Source organism: Desulfothermus sp. (genome assembly GCF_053993635.1).
Genome location: NZ_JBMYBT010000135.1, coordinates 1 through 15,138 on the forward strand (window position 1 = coordinate 1; position 15,138 = coordinate 15,138).

Annotated in this window: 17 protein-coding genes; 4 read left to right on the forward strand and 13 right to left on the reverse strand. The window is 35.5% G+C overall.

Going from position 1 to position 15,138, the window contains the following annotated elements; all coding sequences use genetic code 11:
• Positions 1 to 4 precede the first annotated feature (4 nt).
• Positions 5 to 1,714, reverse strand: coding sequence for a LysM peptidoglycan-binding domain-containing protein (locus ACY2V1_RS09955; RefSeq protein ID WP_461834644.1), 1,710 nt, complete (start codon positions 1,712 to 1,714; stop codon positions 5 to 7).
• A 24-nt stretch (positions 1,715 to 1,738) separates the two neighbouring features.
• Here ACY2V1_RS09955 and rlmB point away from each other — a divergent pair, with 24 nt between their 5' ends.
• Entirely contained in the window at positions 1,739 to 2,482 is a 744-nt protein-coding gene (gene rlmB, locus ACY2V1_RS09960) for a 23S rRNA (guanosine(2251)-2'-O)-methyltransferase RlmB (protein ID WP_461834645.1), read from the forward strand.
• Here the strand turns inward: rlmB and fliQ are convergent.
• The 11 genes from fliQ to era form a co-directional block, all read right to left on the reverse strand.
• Positions 2,479 to 2,748 carry a flagellar biosynthesis protein FliQ gene (fliQ, locus tag ACY2V1_RS09965; RefSeq protein ID WP_461834646.1) on the reverse strand — a complete coding sequence of 90 codons (270 nt, stop codon included), beginning with the start codon at positions 2,746 to 2,748 and terminating at the stop codon, positions 2,479 to 2,481. The two genes, rlmB and fliQ, sit on opposite strands and share 4 nt — an antisense overlap.
• Positions 2,749 to 2,760: 12 nt before the next feature.
• A complete protein-coding gene (gene fliP / locus ACY2V1_RS09970) occupies positions 2,761 to 3,543 on the reverse strand; it encodes a flagellar type III secretion system pore protein FliP (protein WP_461834647.1) in 783 nt (260 codons plus the stop codon).
• Positions 3,479 to 3,793 (reverse strand): flagellar biosynthetic protein FliO, encoded by a 315-nt coding sequence (fliO, locus tag ACY2V1_RS09975; RefSeq protein ID WP_461834648.1) that lies wholly within the window; start codon positions 3,791 to 3,793, stop codon positions 3,479 to 3,481. The genes fliP and fliO overlap by 65 nt, the downstream gene beginning before the upstream one ends.
• Before the next feature lie 7 nt (positions 3,794 to 3,800).
• Entirely contained in the window at positions 3,801 to 4,349 is a 549-nt protein-coding gene (gene fliN, locus ACY2V1_RS09980; RefSeq protein WP_461834649.1) for a flagellar motor switch protein FliN, read from the reverse strand.
• A gap of 15 nt (positions 4,350 to 4,364) precedes the next feature.
• On the reverse strand, positions 4,365 to 5,372 hold the full coding sequence (gene fliM, locus ACY2V1_RS09985; RefSeq protein ID WP_461834650.1) for a flagellar motor switch protein FliM: 1,008 nt from the start codon (positions 5,370 to 5,372) through the stop codon (positions 4,365 to 4,367).
• A 107-nt stretch (positions 5,373 to 5,479) separates the two neighbouring features.
• Entirely contained in the window at positions 5,480 to 6,034 is a 555-nt protein-coding gene (locus ACY2V1_RS09990; protein WP_461834651.1) for a flagellar basal body-associated FliL family protein, read from the reverse strand.
• Between the two features lie 14 nt (positions 6,035 to 6,048).
• Complete coding sequence (locus tag ACY2V1_RS09995; protein ID WP_461834652.1) at positions 6,049 to 6,780, reverse strand: OmpA family protein; 732 nt, start codon at positions 6,778 to 6,780, stop codon at positions 6,049 to 6,051.
• Positions 6,781 to 6,809: 29 nt separating this feature from the next.
• On the reverse strand, positions 6,810 to 7,649 hold the full coding sequence (locus ACY2V1_RS10000; protein ID WP_461834653.1) for an OmpA/MotB family protein: 840 nt from the start codon (positions 7,647 to 7,649) through the stop codon (positions 6,810 to 6,812).
• 4 nt (positions 7,650 to 7,653) lie between these two features.
• Positions 7,654 to 8,415 (reverse strand): flagellar motor protein, encoded by a 762-nt coding sequence (locus ACY2V1_RS10005; RefSeq protein ID WP_461834654.1) that lies wholly within the window; start codon positions 8,413 to 8,415, stop codon positions 7,654 to 7,656.
• 68 nt (positions 8,416 to 8,483) lie between these two features.
• Complete coding sequence (locus tag ACY2V1_RS10010; RefSeq protein WP_461834655.1) at positions 8,484 to 9,182, reverse strand: YggS family pyridoxal phosphate-dependent enzyme; 699 nt, start codon at positions 9,180 to 9,182, stop codon at positions 8,484 to 8,486.
• Position 9,183: 1 nt separating this feature from the next.
• Positions 9,184 to 10,107: a GTPase Era gene (era, locus tag ACY2V1_RS10015; protein WP_461834684.1), complete on the reverse strand. Its 924-nt coding sequence runs from the start codon at positions 10,105 to 10,107 to the stop codon at positions 9,184 to 9,186.
• Between the two features lie 222 nt (positions 10,108 to 10,329).
• On the opposite strand from era, the gene topA reads away from it, so the two are divergent.
• Genes topA through ACY2V1_RS10030 form a run of 3 tightly spaced genes read left to right on the forward strand, consistent with a single transcriptional unit; the run spans position 10,330 to position 14,544 of the window.
• Positions 10,330 to 12,570: a type I DNA topoisomerase gene (topA, locus tag ACY2V1_RS10020; RefSeq protein ID WP_461834656.1), complete on the forward strand. Its 2,241-nt coding sequence runs from the start codon at positions 10,330 to 10,332 to the stop codon at positions 12,568 to 12,570.
• A 2-nt stretch (positions 12,571 to 12,572) separates the two neighbouring features.
• Complete coding sequence (locus ACY2V1_RS10025; RefSeq protein WP_461834657.1) at positions 12,573 to 13,304, forward strand: molybdopterin-guanine dinucleotide biosynthesis protein MobB; 732 nt, start codon at positions 12,573 to 12,575, stop codon at positions 13,302 to 13,304.
• 4 nt (positions 13,305 to 13,308) lie between these two features.
• Positions 13,309 to 14,544, forward strand: a complete 1,236-nt coding sequence (locus ACY2V1_RS10030; RefSeq protein WP_461834658.1) for a molybdopterin molybdotransferase MoeA — start codon at positions 13,309 to 13,311, stop codon at positions 14,542 to 14,544.
• On the opposite strand, the gene ACY2V1_RS10035 is transcribed toward ACY2V1_RS10030, so the two are convergent.
• The gene (locus ACY2V1_RS10035; RefSeq protein WP_461834659.1) at positions 14,536 to 15,132 is read right to left on the reverse strand and encodes a hypothetical protein; all 597 of its coding nucleotides are present in this window, start codon (positions 15,130 to 15,132) and stop codon (positions 14,536 to 14,538) included. The two genes, ACY2V1_RS10030 and ACY2V1_RS10035, sit on opposite strands and share 9 nt — an antisense overlap.
• Positions 15,133 to 15,138: the final 6 nt, after the last annotated feature.

Consider the following 15,138-nt stretch of genomic DNA (forward strand, 5'->3'; position numbering starts at 1 on the left):
AAAATTAATTTTCAACAACCTCAACAAAGATTTTTATCTTATCTCCTGGGTATATTCTAGAATTTTTCTTTAGATTGTTCCATGTTAGGAGTTGGTTTGTAGTAACTCCGAACTTTCTTGCTATTCCCCAGAGATTATCACCTTTTTTTACCCGATATAGAATTTGTTTGAGAGCCCTTTGAGCATTTTTTAAGGATTTATAATCTGTAATGGGAATATAGAGTTTCATTCCAGGTTTTATTGTAGATCTTTTATTGAGCTTATTTGCAACAAGTATTGTCTTTAAGGACACTTTAAATCTTTTGGCTATACCCCATAGGGTGTCTCCAGGTTTTACTTCATAATTTCCCCTTTTATTTGTCCAGCTCCTATCTTTAGTTGATATTTCATTCCTGTTTGTTTTGTTAAAAGCAAGGTAGAATCTTTTGGACTTGGGAATCAATATAGACCTTCCTGGCCTTAATAAATTTTTGTTAGTCCTGTTTATTCTTTTTAAAATCTTTATAGGTACGCCAAAACGTCTTGAGAGCCTCCACCATGAATCCCCTCTTTTTATTTTATATCTATAAAGCCCTCCATAGGGACGAATTATCTTTGTTTTTATAAGATTTTTGGCCTTTGCTTCCAATGGCTTTGGCACGTAAATTATTGATACTACTCCTGGAGGGGTTACATATCGTCTGAAATGGGGATTCCATTTTCTGAATCTTTTCCACGACACTCCCAGCTTTCTAGCAAAGGTGTATAAGTCTGTTCCCTCTCTAACAAACACCCTTGCTGGAAGTTTTTTATTGTCAACATATAGGGGCTCAAACCCGAGTTTATCTAAGTTTCTAACAATTTTCAGTATAGCCATAAACTTAGGAACATACATTCGGGTCTCTAAACGGAGATATCGTGGTTTTGCAATGTGGAAGAAGTTGTCTTTTTTACTTCTTTTTAATGCCTTTGATATTTTGCCTTCACCTGCATTGTAAGCAGCTAATGCCAGATACCAATCTCCAAACATTTTATATAGATCTGAGAGGTATCTAGCAGCAGCTATAGTGGATCTAAAAGGATCCAGACGCTCGTCTATCCACCAATTTACTGTTAAGCCATATTTTCTAGCTGTGGCTGGCATAAATTGCCATATACCTGCAGCTCCAGCTCTAGAATATGCCCTTGGATTAAAACCACTTTCTCCAAAAGGAAGGAAGGCCAGATCATCTGGGATGTTGTATTCTCTAAAAATTTTTAAAATATAGGGCAGATATATTTCAGCCCTTTTTAGCCACCTTTCAAAGGTTCTTCTTTTCATGCTAGTATAGTATGTGTAATATTTTTTTGTATATTTAGTCTCCCTGATTTTTAAGACAAAATTAAAATATTTTGTTTTTGAACAATTTGACAAAACATCCTTTTCTTTTGAAATAGAGATCAATTTGTTCGACTTCTTTTGAGTTTTTTCTAATTGTTCTATCTCTTTGGGGGATATTGTAACTTCTTTTTCAAGGAGTTGAGGGCTGTCTTCAGCCTCTTTTAAGTTTTGGTCAATTTTTTCATCTATGACACTGATAGATTTTAGTTGAGTTTCTGATGAATTATCTATATGTTCAATATCTGATGTGGTTTGGTTACCTATAGTGGCGCTTGATCTCTTACCTATAGGATAAAAAGAACAAGCACTAAGGGAATATATCGTTACTACCACTAAAATTATGAACCTAAACATTATTATACTCCTTTTTAATAAAGTATGAGCACCAACATTATTTTTGGCAAGCGTATTGTGCTGGATATGTTGAGTAAGTCTCCCTCTAAAGTCGAGATAGTGTGGATCCAAAAAAATCGGTGTAAAAATATTAATGAAATATTAAAGAGTTGTCAAAATAATAAAATCAGGTATCAATTTGTCCCAAAAGAAAAACTTGATAAGATTTGTGGTGAAAGACATCAGGGAATTGCAGCAAAAATTTTTTTGCCTGGATTTGTTGATGAATATGAGCTAATTTCAATGTTGAATAGTTCCAGACTTCCATTGATATTGGCATTAGATCAGGTACAGGATCAGGGAAATATTGGAGCCCTTGCACGAACCCTATATGGTTTGGGTGGCTCAGGAATTGTGATTACAAAATTTAGATCTGCACAATTGGGTGAGCGTGCCATTAAATCGTCGTCAGGTGCGCTTTTGCATCTTCCTGTAGCAAGGACCCAAAGTCTCAAATCTTTTCTCAAATTTTGTTCTGATAAAGGCATTTTTACCTATTTTACTGGGACAGATGATTATTGTGAAAGTATATATTCTGTAGATCTGAGCTTTCCAGCAGTATTAGTTTTGGGAAACGAAGAAAAAGGTGTGAGAAAAACAGTTAGGGATAAATGCCAGATGGGAATAAAAATACCTATGCTAAGGGCTTTTGATTCCCTTAACGTAGCCCAGGCAGGGGCTATTCTAATGGGGGAGTTTCTACGCACCTGGCTTAAAAAAATAGTTTAGCCAATTATATTCGGTATATTTTCAATAAGTTGTCTGGTAAAGGTTATCATCTTGTCCATGAGCCAGGGAAAAGATACAAGAAGCGCCAAAAATATTGCCAAAATTTTTGGAATAAATGACAAAGTCATCTCCTGGATCTGCGTAGCTGCCTGAATAATGCTTATAATAACACCAACTATTAATCCAATTCCAAGCATTGGCATAGACAAAAGCAGAGTAAGTTCAATTGCACTTTTTGCAAAACCAACCACAAAATCTGGAGTCATTGTCTTTTCTCCTTATTTGAAGCTTTTTACTAAACTCCCTATTAAAAGTCCCCAACCATCAACTAGGACAAATAAAAGGATCTTAAAAGGTAGAGAAATCATCACTGGTGGTAGCATCATCATTCCCATGGATAACAAGATGCTTGATACAACCATGTCGATGATTAAAAATGGAATATAAATCAAAAAACCAATCTCAAATGCTGTTTTTAATTCACTTATCATAAATGCAGGAATGAGAATGAGGGTGGGGACATCATCTTTATTTTTAGGTCTTTTTATTTTTGCAACTGATACAAAGAGGGATATATCTTTTTCCCTGGTATTTTTAAATAAAAATTTTCTTATGGGCTTTTCTGTCCTGATTAATGCCTCTTTAAATCCAATTTCTTCGTTTAAATATGGTTGAAGGGCATTTTTATTTATGGCGTTCCCTACAGGATACATAATCACAAAGGTCATAAAAATGGCCAGGCTAATAAGTACCTGATTGGGGGGCATTTGTTGGATACCCATTGCATGTCTTAGGAAAGAAAATACTATAACAATCCTTGTAAATGACGTAACTGTCAAAATTATGGCAGGAGCCAATGAAAGTACTGTTAGTAAAAATAGAATTTCTAAAAGTACTGAGACCTTCTCAGGCTCATGGAGATTGTCAGGAAGTTGTAATTTCAGTATTGGCGTAGGGTCTTGTGCCCCCCATAATGGGGATGCGAAAAATACTAAACTAGCTAGAATTAAAAGAATTATTGTTGATTTTTTCTGTAAACACACTCTCAAAGTCCTGGGCATGGTTTAAATCCACCTCTTTTAATAGACTGATATTTGACTCAGTGACTCCAATTATTAGCAAACTATTCAAAAAACGCACCACCACGATTGATTTTTTAGGTCCAAGGCTTAAGCTTCCCAGGACTTTGAGTTTGTTTTGTTTCAAATTACTCAATCCAGAAGGAGTAAATCTTTTTAGGGCAAATAGTATCCCCATTAAAATTGCCAGTAATATTAAGAGGAAACCAATTACTTTGAGATATATAAGCAAGGGGAATTTATCCAAGTTGTTTGACCCTCTCCATGGGGCTGATAATATCTGTTAGTCTCACCCCATATTTTTCGTTAATTACCACTGCCTCACCCCTGGCAACCAATTTACCGTTGACCAAAATTTCTAGAGGCTCTCCTGCGAGTTTATCAAGTTCTATAACTGATCCCTGTCCCAGTTGTAGGAGGTCATTGATAAGAAGTTTGCTCCTTCCAAGCTCTGCAGAAACGTTAAGGGGAATATCCAGTATGAATTCAATATCCCTTTTTTCGCCTGTTGGTTCTGATACTTCCCCACTTATATCTTTAAATTTTACCTCCTGTGCCTCAAAGGACTTTTTCTTTTTTTCTTTTTCCTGTTTTAATGTTCCTTCCTCTTCTTCAGCCAGTGCCTTGGCCCACTCTTCAGCGAGTTTGTCCTGGTCTATTTCCTCACCCTTTGTTTCAGATTTTGTCTCTTCTTTGTTTTCTGATTCGTCCATTACTCCTTCTTCAGCCAATGCCTTGGCCCATTCCTCTGCTAATTTTTCTTGATCTACTTGATTTTTATCCGCCATATGAGACTCCTTAATTTATGCTAGTTTTTGTGAAATCTTTGCACTTAATAATTGATAATTTTCAATTTCTTTGGATATTAAAAGGGCCTTATTCCCCTTATATGTACCTGGTTTTCCCATGAATTTTGGGACTCCTTCCACTTCAGCTATAAGTTCATCATCTACGTAAGTATCAAGCAACAGGATGTCTCCCACTTTTAGGTTCAAAAGTTGCCTAGGAGTTATCTGAGTAAATCCCAGGTTTACTACCACTTCCACTGGAGTTTCCAACAATCTTTCTCTAATTCTTATTATCCATGTTTGGTCAACTTCCAGTCTTTCAGACTGATATGAAGCATAGAGTTTTGATCTAATGGGTTCTATTGTGGCATAAGGCAGACCTATAGTTAGATTTCCAATTGCGTTTTCAAGTTCTGCTTCAAATGAAGACACAACAATTACATCTCCAGGAGGAATAATTGAGGCAAATTGTGGATTTATCTCTGTTCGTTGAAATTCAATTTGAACTTCATGTACTGGTTGCCATGAAGATTCCATTTCTTTTAATGCTACTTCCACTACCCTATGAATTACTGCCTGTTCTATTGGGGTAAAATCTCTACCTTCAACTTTAGGTTGAGAACCTGATCCTCCAAAGAAATTTTCAATTAGGGCAAAGACCAGTCTGGAATCAATTATTAGAAGGGCACTTCCCCTTAATGGATTCATTTTAAATATATTTATAGAAGTAGGGACAGGTAAGGATCGCATGAATTCACCGAACTTTATCATGTCAACAGAAGTTGGATTAACATCTAGCCTTTTTCTCATAATTGTGGCGATACTGTTTGAAAATTGCCTGGCAAATCGGTCGTTAATTATTTCTAATACAGGCATACGACCGCGAATTATGCGGTCCTGATTTGTTAAATCAAAGGGCACAACATCACTTTCTTCAGCAACTTCGACTTCTGGTTCTCCTTCTTCTCCTTGAAGTCCCCTTAGTAATGCGTCAACTTCTTCTTGGTTTAAAATTTTACTCATAATTGTGTTATCCAGGGATTTTGTGATATGTTAATAACTACCTTTGTTTATTTTTTAACACTTTTTAATTTATATATAATTTTAGCCAAAAAAGCTCAAAAGTCAATTTACTGAATCAAAAATTCAGTAAAGTAAACCTTGGTAACTATAGGTTTTTCAAAGATTTGATTAAGTCTTTGAGCAATCTCCATTTTAAGTGCGTATTTTTTTTCAAGGGAGTTAAGATCATCAAAGGTCTTGGATGAAAGAAGCATAATTAAAGTATCCTTAATCATAGGCATTTTTTCTTCTACAAGTTTACCAGGATCCTTTCCCTTTACCTCAATTTCAATACTTACCTTTAAATATCTTTTACCTAGTGGATCGGCTAAATTTACTATAATAGTTGGGAGTTGAACCAGAGATGTTTGCAATTGTGGTGGCTGTTCTTCTGTTTGTTCTCCCTTGTTTTTTTTGTCCTTTTTCTTCTCTTCTTTTTTGGCATCTTTTTCTTTTGAGGTCTGTGTTGTTTGTTTATTGGTTGCAAAGAACTTTTTATAGGCAAAATAACCTCCTCCACCCAGCAGTCCCAAGGCCACCAATAGGATGATTATTAATTTTAATTTACTCTTTTTTTTTGGTTCTTCTTGTGTTTTGTCTTGTTCTTTTTTTTCTTTGGCCATTTATATCTCCTATTTTATAGGTAAGTTCTGGAATGTGGTCTATTTTTTATTAAAATTTCAACTCGTCTATTTTTTGCCCTATTTTTATTTGATGTATTGGGAACCAGTGGCCTGTCTGGTCCATAGGCAGATATGGAGAAAAAAGAAGGATTCATTTTTTTATTTAAAAAAAAATGCAATACAGAAATAGCCCTTAAGTAAGATATTTCAAAATTCCTTTTTCTACTTCCTGTATCGTCAGTATGTCCAGAAATATTAACAGGTGCATTCATGAGTTGGATTAGATAGCTCACTTGCTCTAGAATTTGTTTTGCAAGAGGTGTAAGTTGAGTGGATCCACTCTGAAAAACGATTTTATCACTTAACATAATGACAACTCCCTCTGGTCTGTTTAAAATTTCTATGTTTTTTAGTAAAGTACTTTTGTTTATAAATTTTGGCATAATCTCATCTGGAAAAAGAAGGTCCTTGATTCTGTCTGGTTTTTCCAGAATATCCCAAGGGTTTTCCAGCATCTCTCTGGCAACAGAGATCCTTGTTGGGATCCTTCCTGCATCTGTTGATATTAAAAAGGCGACTTTTCCGCCAAAACCCTGGAATGCAATCTTTATAACTTCTTTATCCAGAGTGGACATACTGAGCAACAAAACAAAAAAGGTAAGTAGTAGGGTCATCATGTCTGAAAAAGTAACCAACCATGCCTGGGAATCTCCTTTTTTACTCTCTTTTTTTTCTCTTTTGGCCATAATAAATGTGTTAGTTCTTTCTCATATATTTATGGTTTATTTAAATTAAATTCAAAGCCCTTATATTTTAAAACTTCTTTTACCTTTTTAAGCTCATTTAATTGTTTAAATTCTCTCATTTTATTTGGATTATGTAGAATATAACTCCTTTTATCTAATATAAAATCTACCCGTCTATTTTTTTTTCTACCCAATGCTGTTTTATTTGAGTATAAGGGATGATATTTACCGTATGCTTCAATTATTAATTTGTCTTTAGGTACACCAGCTTGAATTAGATAATTATAAACCCTTATACATCTTTTAATAGATAATATCCATGATGGATCTACTGCTAATTTTTTATTATTGATTTGGGAAATTTCTTCTTCAGTTTCAAACAAAGATGTGTGTCCTGCAACAAGGATAGGGTATTTTACTTTTTTTAAAACTGGTGCGATTTTTTTTAATATTATTTCCCCCTCAGAAGTTAAGTCTGCCCTTCCTTTTTTAAATAGTAGTTCTGCATTTACTGAAAATATCTGGATAAATTTATTTTCTCTGAAATCTAGATCTTCTGAAAAATCTTCCCATATGAGGTTTTTGAGTGGTTCTAGATCTTGTGTTTCCATAACTCCTGGTTCTAACAACTTAACATCTTTTGCCATATTTTTACCAATAATGCTCATATTTTCTCTACCTACACCAAAGGAACTACTCAAAGAACCAATGGCTAGATGCTTTTTTTTAATATCCTGCAAAGAAGCCATGCTAAGTAAGAGAACAAAAAAGGTAAGAAGCAAGGTCATAACGTCAGAAAAAGTAACCAGCCATTCAGGTGTTTCTTCACCGCCACCGCCGCCATTGGATTTTTTCTTTTTTTTGGCCATTTTATTATTCCTGGGATTTTCTTTCCTTTGGCGGAATAAAGCTATTTAATTTCTCTTCTATTATCCTGGGATTTTCTCCCTTTGATATAGATATAATCCCTTCTAAGATAAGTTCTCTTAGGAGCACTTCTTCTTTATGCCTTGCGCGAAGTTTTCCTGCCATGGGATTAAATAGTAAATTGGCCAGAACAGCTCCGTAAAATGTGGTAATTAATGCAACAGCCATGGCTGGACCTATGGTACTTGGATCACTCATTGTTTGAAGCATCTGGATAAGTCCTATAACTGTGCCTATCATCCCCATGGCTGGCGCAAAGGCACCCATTGTGGACACAACTTCTGCCCCTAACTCGTGCCTCTCATCAAGGTAAGCTATCTCTGTTTCCAAGACTTCCCTGATCACATCAGGTTCCATTCCATCCACAGTAAGTTGCAAGCCCTTTCTCATATAATCATCATCTATTTCTTTTAAGATTGGCTCTAAGGATAAAATCCCTTCTTTTCTTGCTTTTTGAGCGTATTCTAGAAATCTCTCAATTATTGCTGATGGTGATTCCGCTTTATATAAGAAAGTGTTTTTTATAATACCAATAACACCTATGACATTTTTAAGGGGATAATTAACGAGGGTTGCTCCTATAGTGCCCCCAAAAACAATTAAGGCAGAGGGAAAATTAATAAAAACACCTGGACTGCCACCCATTACTAATGATGCTATAACAAGTCCAAAGGCAATTACAATTCCTAGAACCGTAGCCAGATCCATGTAAACCCCTCTAAAACCAAGTTGTCAAAATTGTTTTCATGAAGTTAAGTTGATTTATAACATCTTTATTAATATTTCCTTGGTCCAAAGATATTGGTACCGATCCTCACTAAAGTAGCTCCTTCTAATATTGCCTCTTTAAAATCAGAACTCATCCCCATTGATAGATGGGGTAGTTTTATGTCTAATTTTTGTTCAAGTTGTTCCTTTAGTTTTCTCAGTTTATTAAAATATGGCCTTACTTTTTCAGGATTTTCAAAATAAGGAGGCATGCACATAAGACCTGTGATGTTTAATCTTTTTGTATTATTTAATAGCTCAGTTATAAAAGTTTCAGCCTCTTGTATCAAGATTCCACCTTTTGTTTCCTCTTTGGCAACATTTATCTGGATGAGGATTTTTTGTGAGATGTCTATTTTTTGACACCTTTTGTGAAGTTCTTTAGCGAATTTTATAGAGTCCACTGAATGTACCATAATAAATTTTCCAGGAATATACTTTGCCTTGTTGGATTGGCACCTTCCAATAAAATGGAATCTAAGGTCAGGACTATTTAACTCCTCTATTTTTTCCAGGGCCTCTTGAATATAATTTTCGCCAAAATCAATTTGTCCAAGTTCCCTTGCCCACTTTATATATTGAGTGGGCTGATGTTTTGACACTGCAACTATAGTTATATCTTCTGCTTTTCTTCCAGCCTTTTGGGCAGCTATCTCCACCTCTTCCCTAACCCTTTTTAAATTTTCTGCCAATTTTTCCTTGTTCACCTTAAAATCCCTCCGAATAAAGATATGAAATAAATCTCTCGTCTTCATTCCATTTTTCTCTTACTTTTACCCAGAGCTGGAGATACACTTTAGAGTCCAATATAGCCTCTAGCTCCTGTCTTGCAAGGGTACCTATCTCCTTAAGCATACTTCCTCTGTGGCCTATGACAATTTGTTTATGGTTCTTTTTGGCCACATAAATTACTGCATGGATTTTGATTAGATTTTTTTCTTCATCCTCATCCCAATGTTCAATTTCCACTGCCACGGAATAGGGAAGTTCTTTTTCCAGCTTTAAAAACAGTTTTTCCCTTATAATCTCAGCTGCCATAAATCTTAAAGGCACTGATGATATCTGGTCTTCTGGAAAAAGTGGGGGACCAACAGGTAAGTGCTTTTTTATCTCTTCTAAAAGTTCAAAACAACCTTCCCCTGTTAGGGCAGAAATCAGAAATATCTCCACCCCTTCAAAGTGTTTTGACATAAAATCTATTATGGGCAAAAATTTATTTTTGTTTTTAACTTTGTCTATTTTGTTGATTGCAATAATTGTTTTTTCAAGTTGATTTTTAATGGGACTAATCAAAGGTGAGATTTCCTTTTCCAATAGAGATAATTTGTCCACATACCTGGCCCCATCTATCATAAGAACCACCACGTCTGTTCCCGTTATTGCCTGCCATGCGGTTTCAACTAAAAATCTATTTAAGGTTTGGTTTGATTTATGGATACCTGGAGTATCTAAAAACACGATTTGACAGTCGTCTCTTTGAAGTATTCCATTTATTCTGTTTCTGGTGGTCTGAGGTTTTGGTGTTACAATAGAAACCTTTTGACCTAAATAAGAATTTAAGAGAGTGGATTTTCCTGCATTGGGGGGTCCGATCAGCGCAACAATGCCACATCTAAATTCCTTTTGTTCAATGTCTTTACTCATAGTTTATTTCTCCTTAATAAATTTAAAATGCAAATTTTATGACAGAACATTCCACATATAGTGTTTTTTGAAAATTATACTAAAAAATAGTGTAATTTTTTTATTAAAAATAGGGAGAAAAACATTAAAATGCTTTTCCCATAGTTTAATACAGACCCAAAGAAATTTTACTTGCGCAAAATTTTGACTGCATGTATAGCATCCCTTATTATGAAAAAGGATTTAATCATTGTTGAGTCACCTGCCAAGGTCAAAACCATAAAAAAAATTTTAGGCAATAAATACCTGGTAGAGGCTACCATAGGTCATATAAGGGATCTCCCCACCAATGTTTTAGGGGTGGATGAAAAAAATAATTTTAAGCCAACCTATGTGATCCTCCCAGGAAAAGAACCTCTGGTTAAGAAGTTACAACAAAGTGCAAAAAAAGCCAACCTTGTATTACTGGCCCCAGACCCAGATAGGGAAGGTGAAGCAATTGCATGGCATGTTGCTGAATTAATTAAGGATGTTAATCCAAATTTTAAACGAATTCAATTTAATGAAATAACTGCAACTGCAATTAAGGGTGCTTTAAACAATTTAAGGGACTTAGATGAAGATCTATTTAATTCCCAGCAGGCCAGGAGGATTTTAGATAGATTAGTTGGTTACAAGATCTCTCCAATACTCTGGAAAAAGGTAAAAAGGGGTATATCAGCAGGTAGGGTGCAGTCTGTTGCACTTAGGTTAATTGTTGACAGGGAAAGGGAAAGACAAGCATTTGTCCCCAAGGAATATTGGGTTTTTAAAGCCCATCTTGAGACCAAAAAACGCGATATTCTTATTGCTGAACTCTGGAAAATAGACAATAAAAAGGCCAATGTTCCCAATGAAAAAAAGGCGCTGGAGTTAGAGAAATTACTTAAAACCAGTAAGTTTGAGGTGGTAGAGGTAAAGGAAAAGCAAAGGTCAAGGTCCCCAAAGCCTCCTTTTATCACTTCAACTTTGCAACAGGAATGTAATATACGGCTTGGTTATTCAACAAAAAGGGTCATGAGTATTGCCCAGAACTTATATGAGGGAATGGATTTGGGAGAGCTTGGTGTAAGGGCACTTATCACCTATATGAGAACAGATTCTGTTAGGGTAGCAAAGGAAGCTCAACTTCAGGCAAAAGATTGGATAGGCAAAAATTTTGGTAAAGAATATTTGCCCCCCAGGATCAGGAATTACAAGACAAAGTCTTCTTCACAGGATGCCCATGAGGCAATTAGACCAGTGGATGTCACTATTACCCCGGAAATGATAAAAAATAGTGTATCTAAAGATCATTACATGGTGTATAAACTAATATGGGAGAGATTTGTTGCCTCGCAAATGGCAAGTGCAAGGATACTGGATACGGAAATTTCAATAAAGGCGCAGAATACCCTGTGGAGATCAAAGGGCGAGAGAATAGTTTTTGACGGATTTTTAAAGGTGTATTCCTATGGAATGAAAAAAGAGCTTATTTTACCAGAAGTAGAAAAAGGGGAAATTCTGCCTGTTAAAAAAATAGAAAAAGAACAAAAATTCACCTCCCCCCCATCCCGTTATACTGAGGCCTCGCTGGTTAAAAAGATGGAAGAAAATGGGATAGGAAGGCCTTCTACCTATGCCCAGGTAGTGTCTACTTTAAAAGAACGGGAATATGTCACAATGGAAGAGAGATATTTTGTGCCAACAGAACTTGGGTTAGTGGTTAGCGATCTTTTAGTTAAGCACTTTCCTAAATTAATGGACTCTGGATTTACAGCAGAAATGGAGCTAAATTTAGATAAAGTGGCAGAAGGGAAACTGAGCTGGGTTTCTCTATTAAAGGATTTTGCCAGATATCTGTATCCTGCTTTAGAAAAGGCAATAGAGGAAATGGAACAGGTGAAAAGGGGAAAGGCCACTGATATTATTTGCGATAAGTGCGGAGCTCCCATGGTGATAAAATTTGGGAAAAATGGGGAATTTTTAGCCTGTAGCTCTTATCCTGAGTGTAAAAATACAAAGAATTTTAGAAGGGATGAAAATGGAAATATACAGATTGTAGATACAGAGCCAAGTCGGCTGGAAGTGGTAGGCAAGTGCCCAAAATGTGGAGGTGATTTAGTAATTAAATTTTCAAGGGCTGGAGCTAGATTTATTGCGTGCAAAAATTACCCTAAGTGTAAATATACAGAACCATTTTCCACCCATATAAAGTGTCCTATTGAAGGGTGTGATGGTGAAATAGTGGAGAGGACATCAAAAAGGGGCAAGGTGTTTTATTCTTGTAATAGGTATCCCAAGTGTAAATTTGCCATGTGGAATCCACCATATAATGAGACTTGTCCTGAATGCGGTTTTAAGATATTGGAAATAAAACAGAGCAAAAAAAGGGGAAAATTTTTGTCTTGTCCAAACAAGGAATGTAACTTCTGGAAAAAATTAGAGGAATAAGTATGATTAATAAAAGGGCAGTTCAAATCATTGGTTATAAAAATTCTGGAAAGACCCATTTAATGGTTAATTTGTGCTCAATGTTAAAATCCAGGGGACTCAGAGTAGGGTGTATAAAATATTCACACCACTCCCTTGATAAAAGGGACTCAGATACCGAGAAATTATCGAATGAAGCAGATGTGGTAGCCGGGATCTCCCCTTCCTCATCTCAAGTATTTTTCAAGGGGAAAAAGGGTTTCTTAGATGTGCTTACTTATTTAGATGTGGACATAATCTTGATTGAAGGTGGGAAACATGAAATAGACTTTTTGCCCAGGATTGTTGTAGCAAGCCATGAAAAGGACATTGAACTAACAGATGAATTGACTATTGGTGTTTTTCTGCGAAATAAGGATTTAGAATTCAAAGGTCATGAAATAAGTTTTAGTGATAAAGAAGAGGATTTAGTGGAGTGGATTTTAAATAAAGGATTTCTCTTGCCAGGGATAGATTGTGGTGCATGTGGCTATAATTCATGCAGAGAAATGGGCATTAGAATCTTAAAAAATGAAGAAAGTGTTCAATCATGTATGAGCATGAACACTCCTGATATAAAGGTTGAAATTGATGGAGAGCCTCTTAATTTAAATCCTTTTGTGCAAGACATTATCAAATCAACTGTAGAAGGTCTTTTATCAAACTTAAAAGGGTATCACAAAGGCGAAATAAAGTTACAATTTAAGGCAAAATAGAGTTATGTTTTTTAAAGTTGTCAATGTCTCAGAATTTTATGATTTATTTCAAAATTTTTCTCCCATTGAAACCTCAACTGAGGTTGATTCTGCTAAGAGTCTTAACAGGGTAGTTTCAGAGGATATTGTAGCACAAGAGGATTTTCCCCCTTTTGATAGGGCATGCATGGATGGTTTTGCAGTTTTGAGCCAAGACAGCTATGGGGCATCTGAGTCAAACCCAGTATATTTAAAAGTGGTTGGAGATGTCCATATAGACAAGATCCCTGATTTTTCCATAAAAAGCGGTGAGTGTGCCAGAATCGTAACTGGTGCTCCCATGCCAGGTGGAGCCAATGCAGTTGTTATGGTAGAATATACAGAAGAAGTGGCTCCAGATGAGATAGAGGTAAGCAAGAGTGTATCTCCTTTTGAGAACGTTATCCTAACAGGCGAAGATTTTAAGAAAAATGATATTCTGGTGACAAAGGGAGTGAGGATAAGACCACAGGAAATAGGGATTTTCATGGAATTTGGCGTAATCAAATGTAGGGTATTTGATTTTATAAAGGTTGGAATAATTTCTACAGGAAATGAGATAGTTTCTCCTGATACAAAAAAATTATTACCAGGTCAAATAAGGGACGTAAATTCCTATGTTATCTCATCCATTGTAAAGACAAATCACGCAGAACCTCTATTTTTTGGTATTATACCAGATGATAGAGATGCCTTAATTTCAGCAATTTCAAAGGCAGTATCAAATTGTCATCTGGTCCTTATATCTGGTGGGAGTTCCATTGGGGTAAAAGATTTAACAGAACAGGCAATTACATCCTTTAAAAACAGCGAGATACTATGTCATGGAGTGGCTATCTCACCAGGAAAGCCAACTCTTTTTGCTTCAATAGACAAAACTCCAGTGGTGGGCCTGCCAGGACAGGTAACCTCTGCCCAGATAGTTATGCAAATATTAGTTGCTCCTTTAATTCGTTTTTTGTCCAATGATAAAAACTATCTTTCTGAAATTTATTTTCCAAAAACAAGGGCCAGATTAACCCATAACATACCATCAAAAAAAGGTAGAGAAGATTATATCAGGGTCAAGCTAATAAAGAAAAAAGGAGAGTTGTTGGCTCAACCAATCTTTTCCAAATCAGGCATTATCAAAAGTCTAATTCAGGCAAACGGTCTTGTAAGAGTGCCATATATAAGTGAAGGAATTGTGGAAGATTCTGTAGTAGATATATTTTTACTCTGATTTTTTATCTTCTTCTAAAAGGATTTCAATTTCTTTTTCTATTTCAATATTATCTTGTTGATAGGTTTGTTTATCTTTTGGTTCAACATTCTCTTCCTCTATAATTAGATCATCGAATTCTATATCCCATACTTCTTCTTTTTTATCATGGGACTCTATGTCTTCATCGTGTTCTTGGATTTCTGTAATATCTAATAATTCTTCCACTTCTTCTTCGTTAGTTACTGGCTCTATAGCATTTGTATCTTGTTTATCTTCTATTTCCTGTTCAAAATTATCTGATTCTTGAATAAATAGGGTCGGATCTAGCTCTAATTCCTCATCTTCCTTATAATTATCTGATTTATCAATATCAAGGTCTTGTTCTTGGTCTTTAAATTTAATTTCTTTGTCTAATACATCTCCACTTATTTCTTGCGAATCTTCATTATCGTTAGTTTCCGTTATAGATATATCTTCTTCTATAACATCTGGTTCCAACATCCATTCAAGGTTTAAGTCCTGTCTTATATGATCCCAGTCATAGTTACATTTAGGACACTTTTTATAAAAGTCAAAAGTTGTATACTTACATTTTGGACAAAACATAACTGA

What these genes read in the sequence shown, in the direction of transcription:
- ACY2V1_RS09955 (WP_461834644.1), bottom strand. Translation starts at nt 1,714, where the DNA reads ATGTTTAGGTTCATAATTTTAGTGGTAGTAACGATATATTCCCTTAGT.
- rlmB (WP_461834645.1), top strand. Translation starts at nt 1,739, where the DNA reads ATGAGCACCAACATTATTTTTGGCAAGCGTATTGTGCTGGATATGTTG.
- fliQ (WP_461834646.1), bottom strand. Translation starts at nt 2,748, where the DNA reads ATGACTCCAGATTTTGTGGTTGGTTTTGCAAAAAGTGCAATTGAACTT.
- fliP (WP_461834647.1), bottom strand. Translation starts at nt 3,543, where the DNA reads ATGCCCAGGACTTTGAGAGTGTGTTTACAGAAAAAATCAACAATAATT.
- fliN (WP_461834649.1), bottom strand. Translation starts at nt 4,349, where the DNA reads ATGGCGGATAAAAATCAAGTAGATCAAGAAAAATTAGCAGAGGAATGG.
- fliM (WP_461834650.1), bottom strand. Translation starts at nt 5,372, where the DNA reads ATGAGTAAAATTTTAAACCAAGAAGAAGTTGACGCATTACTAAGGGGA.
- ACY2V1_RS09990 (WP_461834651.1), bottom strand. Translation starts at nt 6,034, where the DNA reads ATGGCCAAAGAAAAAAAAGAACAAGACAAAACACAAGAAGAACCAAAA.
- ACY2V1_RS09995 (WP_461834652.1), bottom strand. Translation starts at nt 6,780, where the DNA reads ATGGCCAAAAGAGAAAAAAAAGAGAGTAAAAAAGGAGATTCCCAGGCA.
- ACY2V1_RS10000 (WP_461834653.1), bottom strand. Translation starts at nt 7,649, where the DNA reads ATGGCCAAAAAAAAGAAAAAATCCAATGGCGGCGGTGGCGGTGAAGAA.
- ACY2V1_RS10005 (WP_461834654.1), bottom strand. Translation starts at nt 8,415, where the DNA reads ATGGATCTGGCTACGGTTCTAGGAATTGTAATTGCCTTTGGACTTGTT.
- topA (WP_461834656.1), top strand. Translation starts at nt 10,330, where the DNA reads ATGAAAAAGGATTTAATCATTGTTGAGTCACCTGCCAAGGTCAAAACC.
- ACY2V1_RS10025 (WP_461834657.1), top strand. Translation starts at nt 12,573, where the DNA reads ATGATTAATAAAAGGGCAGTTCAAATCATTGGTTATAAAAATTCTGGA.
- ACY2V1_RS10030 (WP_461834658.1), top strand. Translation starts at nt 13,309, where the DNA reads ATGTTTTTTAAAGTTGTCAATGTCTCAGAATTTTATGATTTATTTCAA.
- ACY2V1_RS10035 (WP_461834659.1), bottom strand. Translation starts at nt 15,132, where the DNA reads ATGTTTTGTCCAAAATGTAAGTATACAACTTTTGACTTTTATAAAAAG.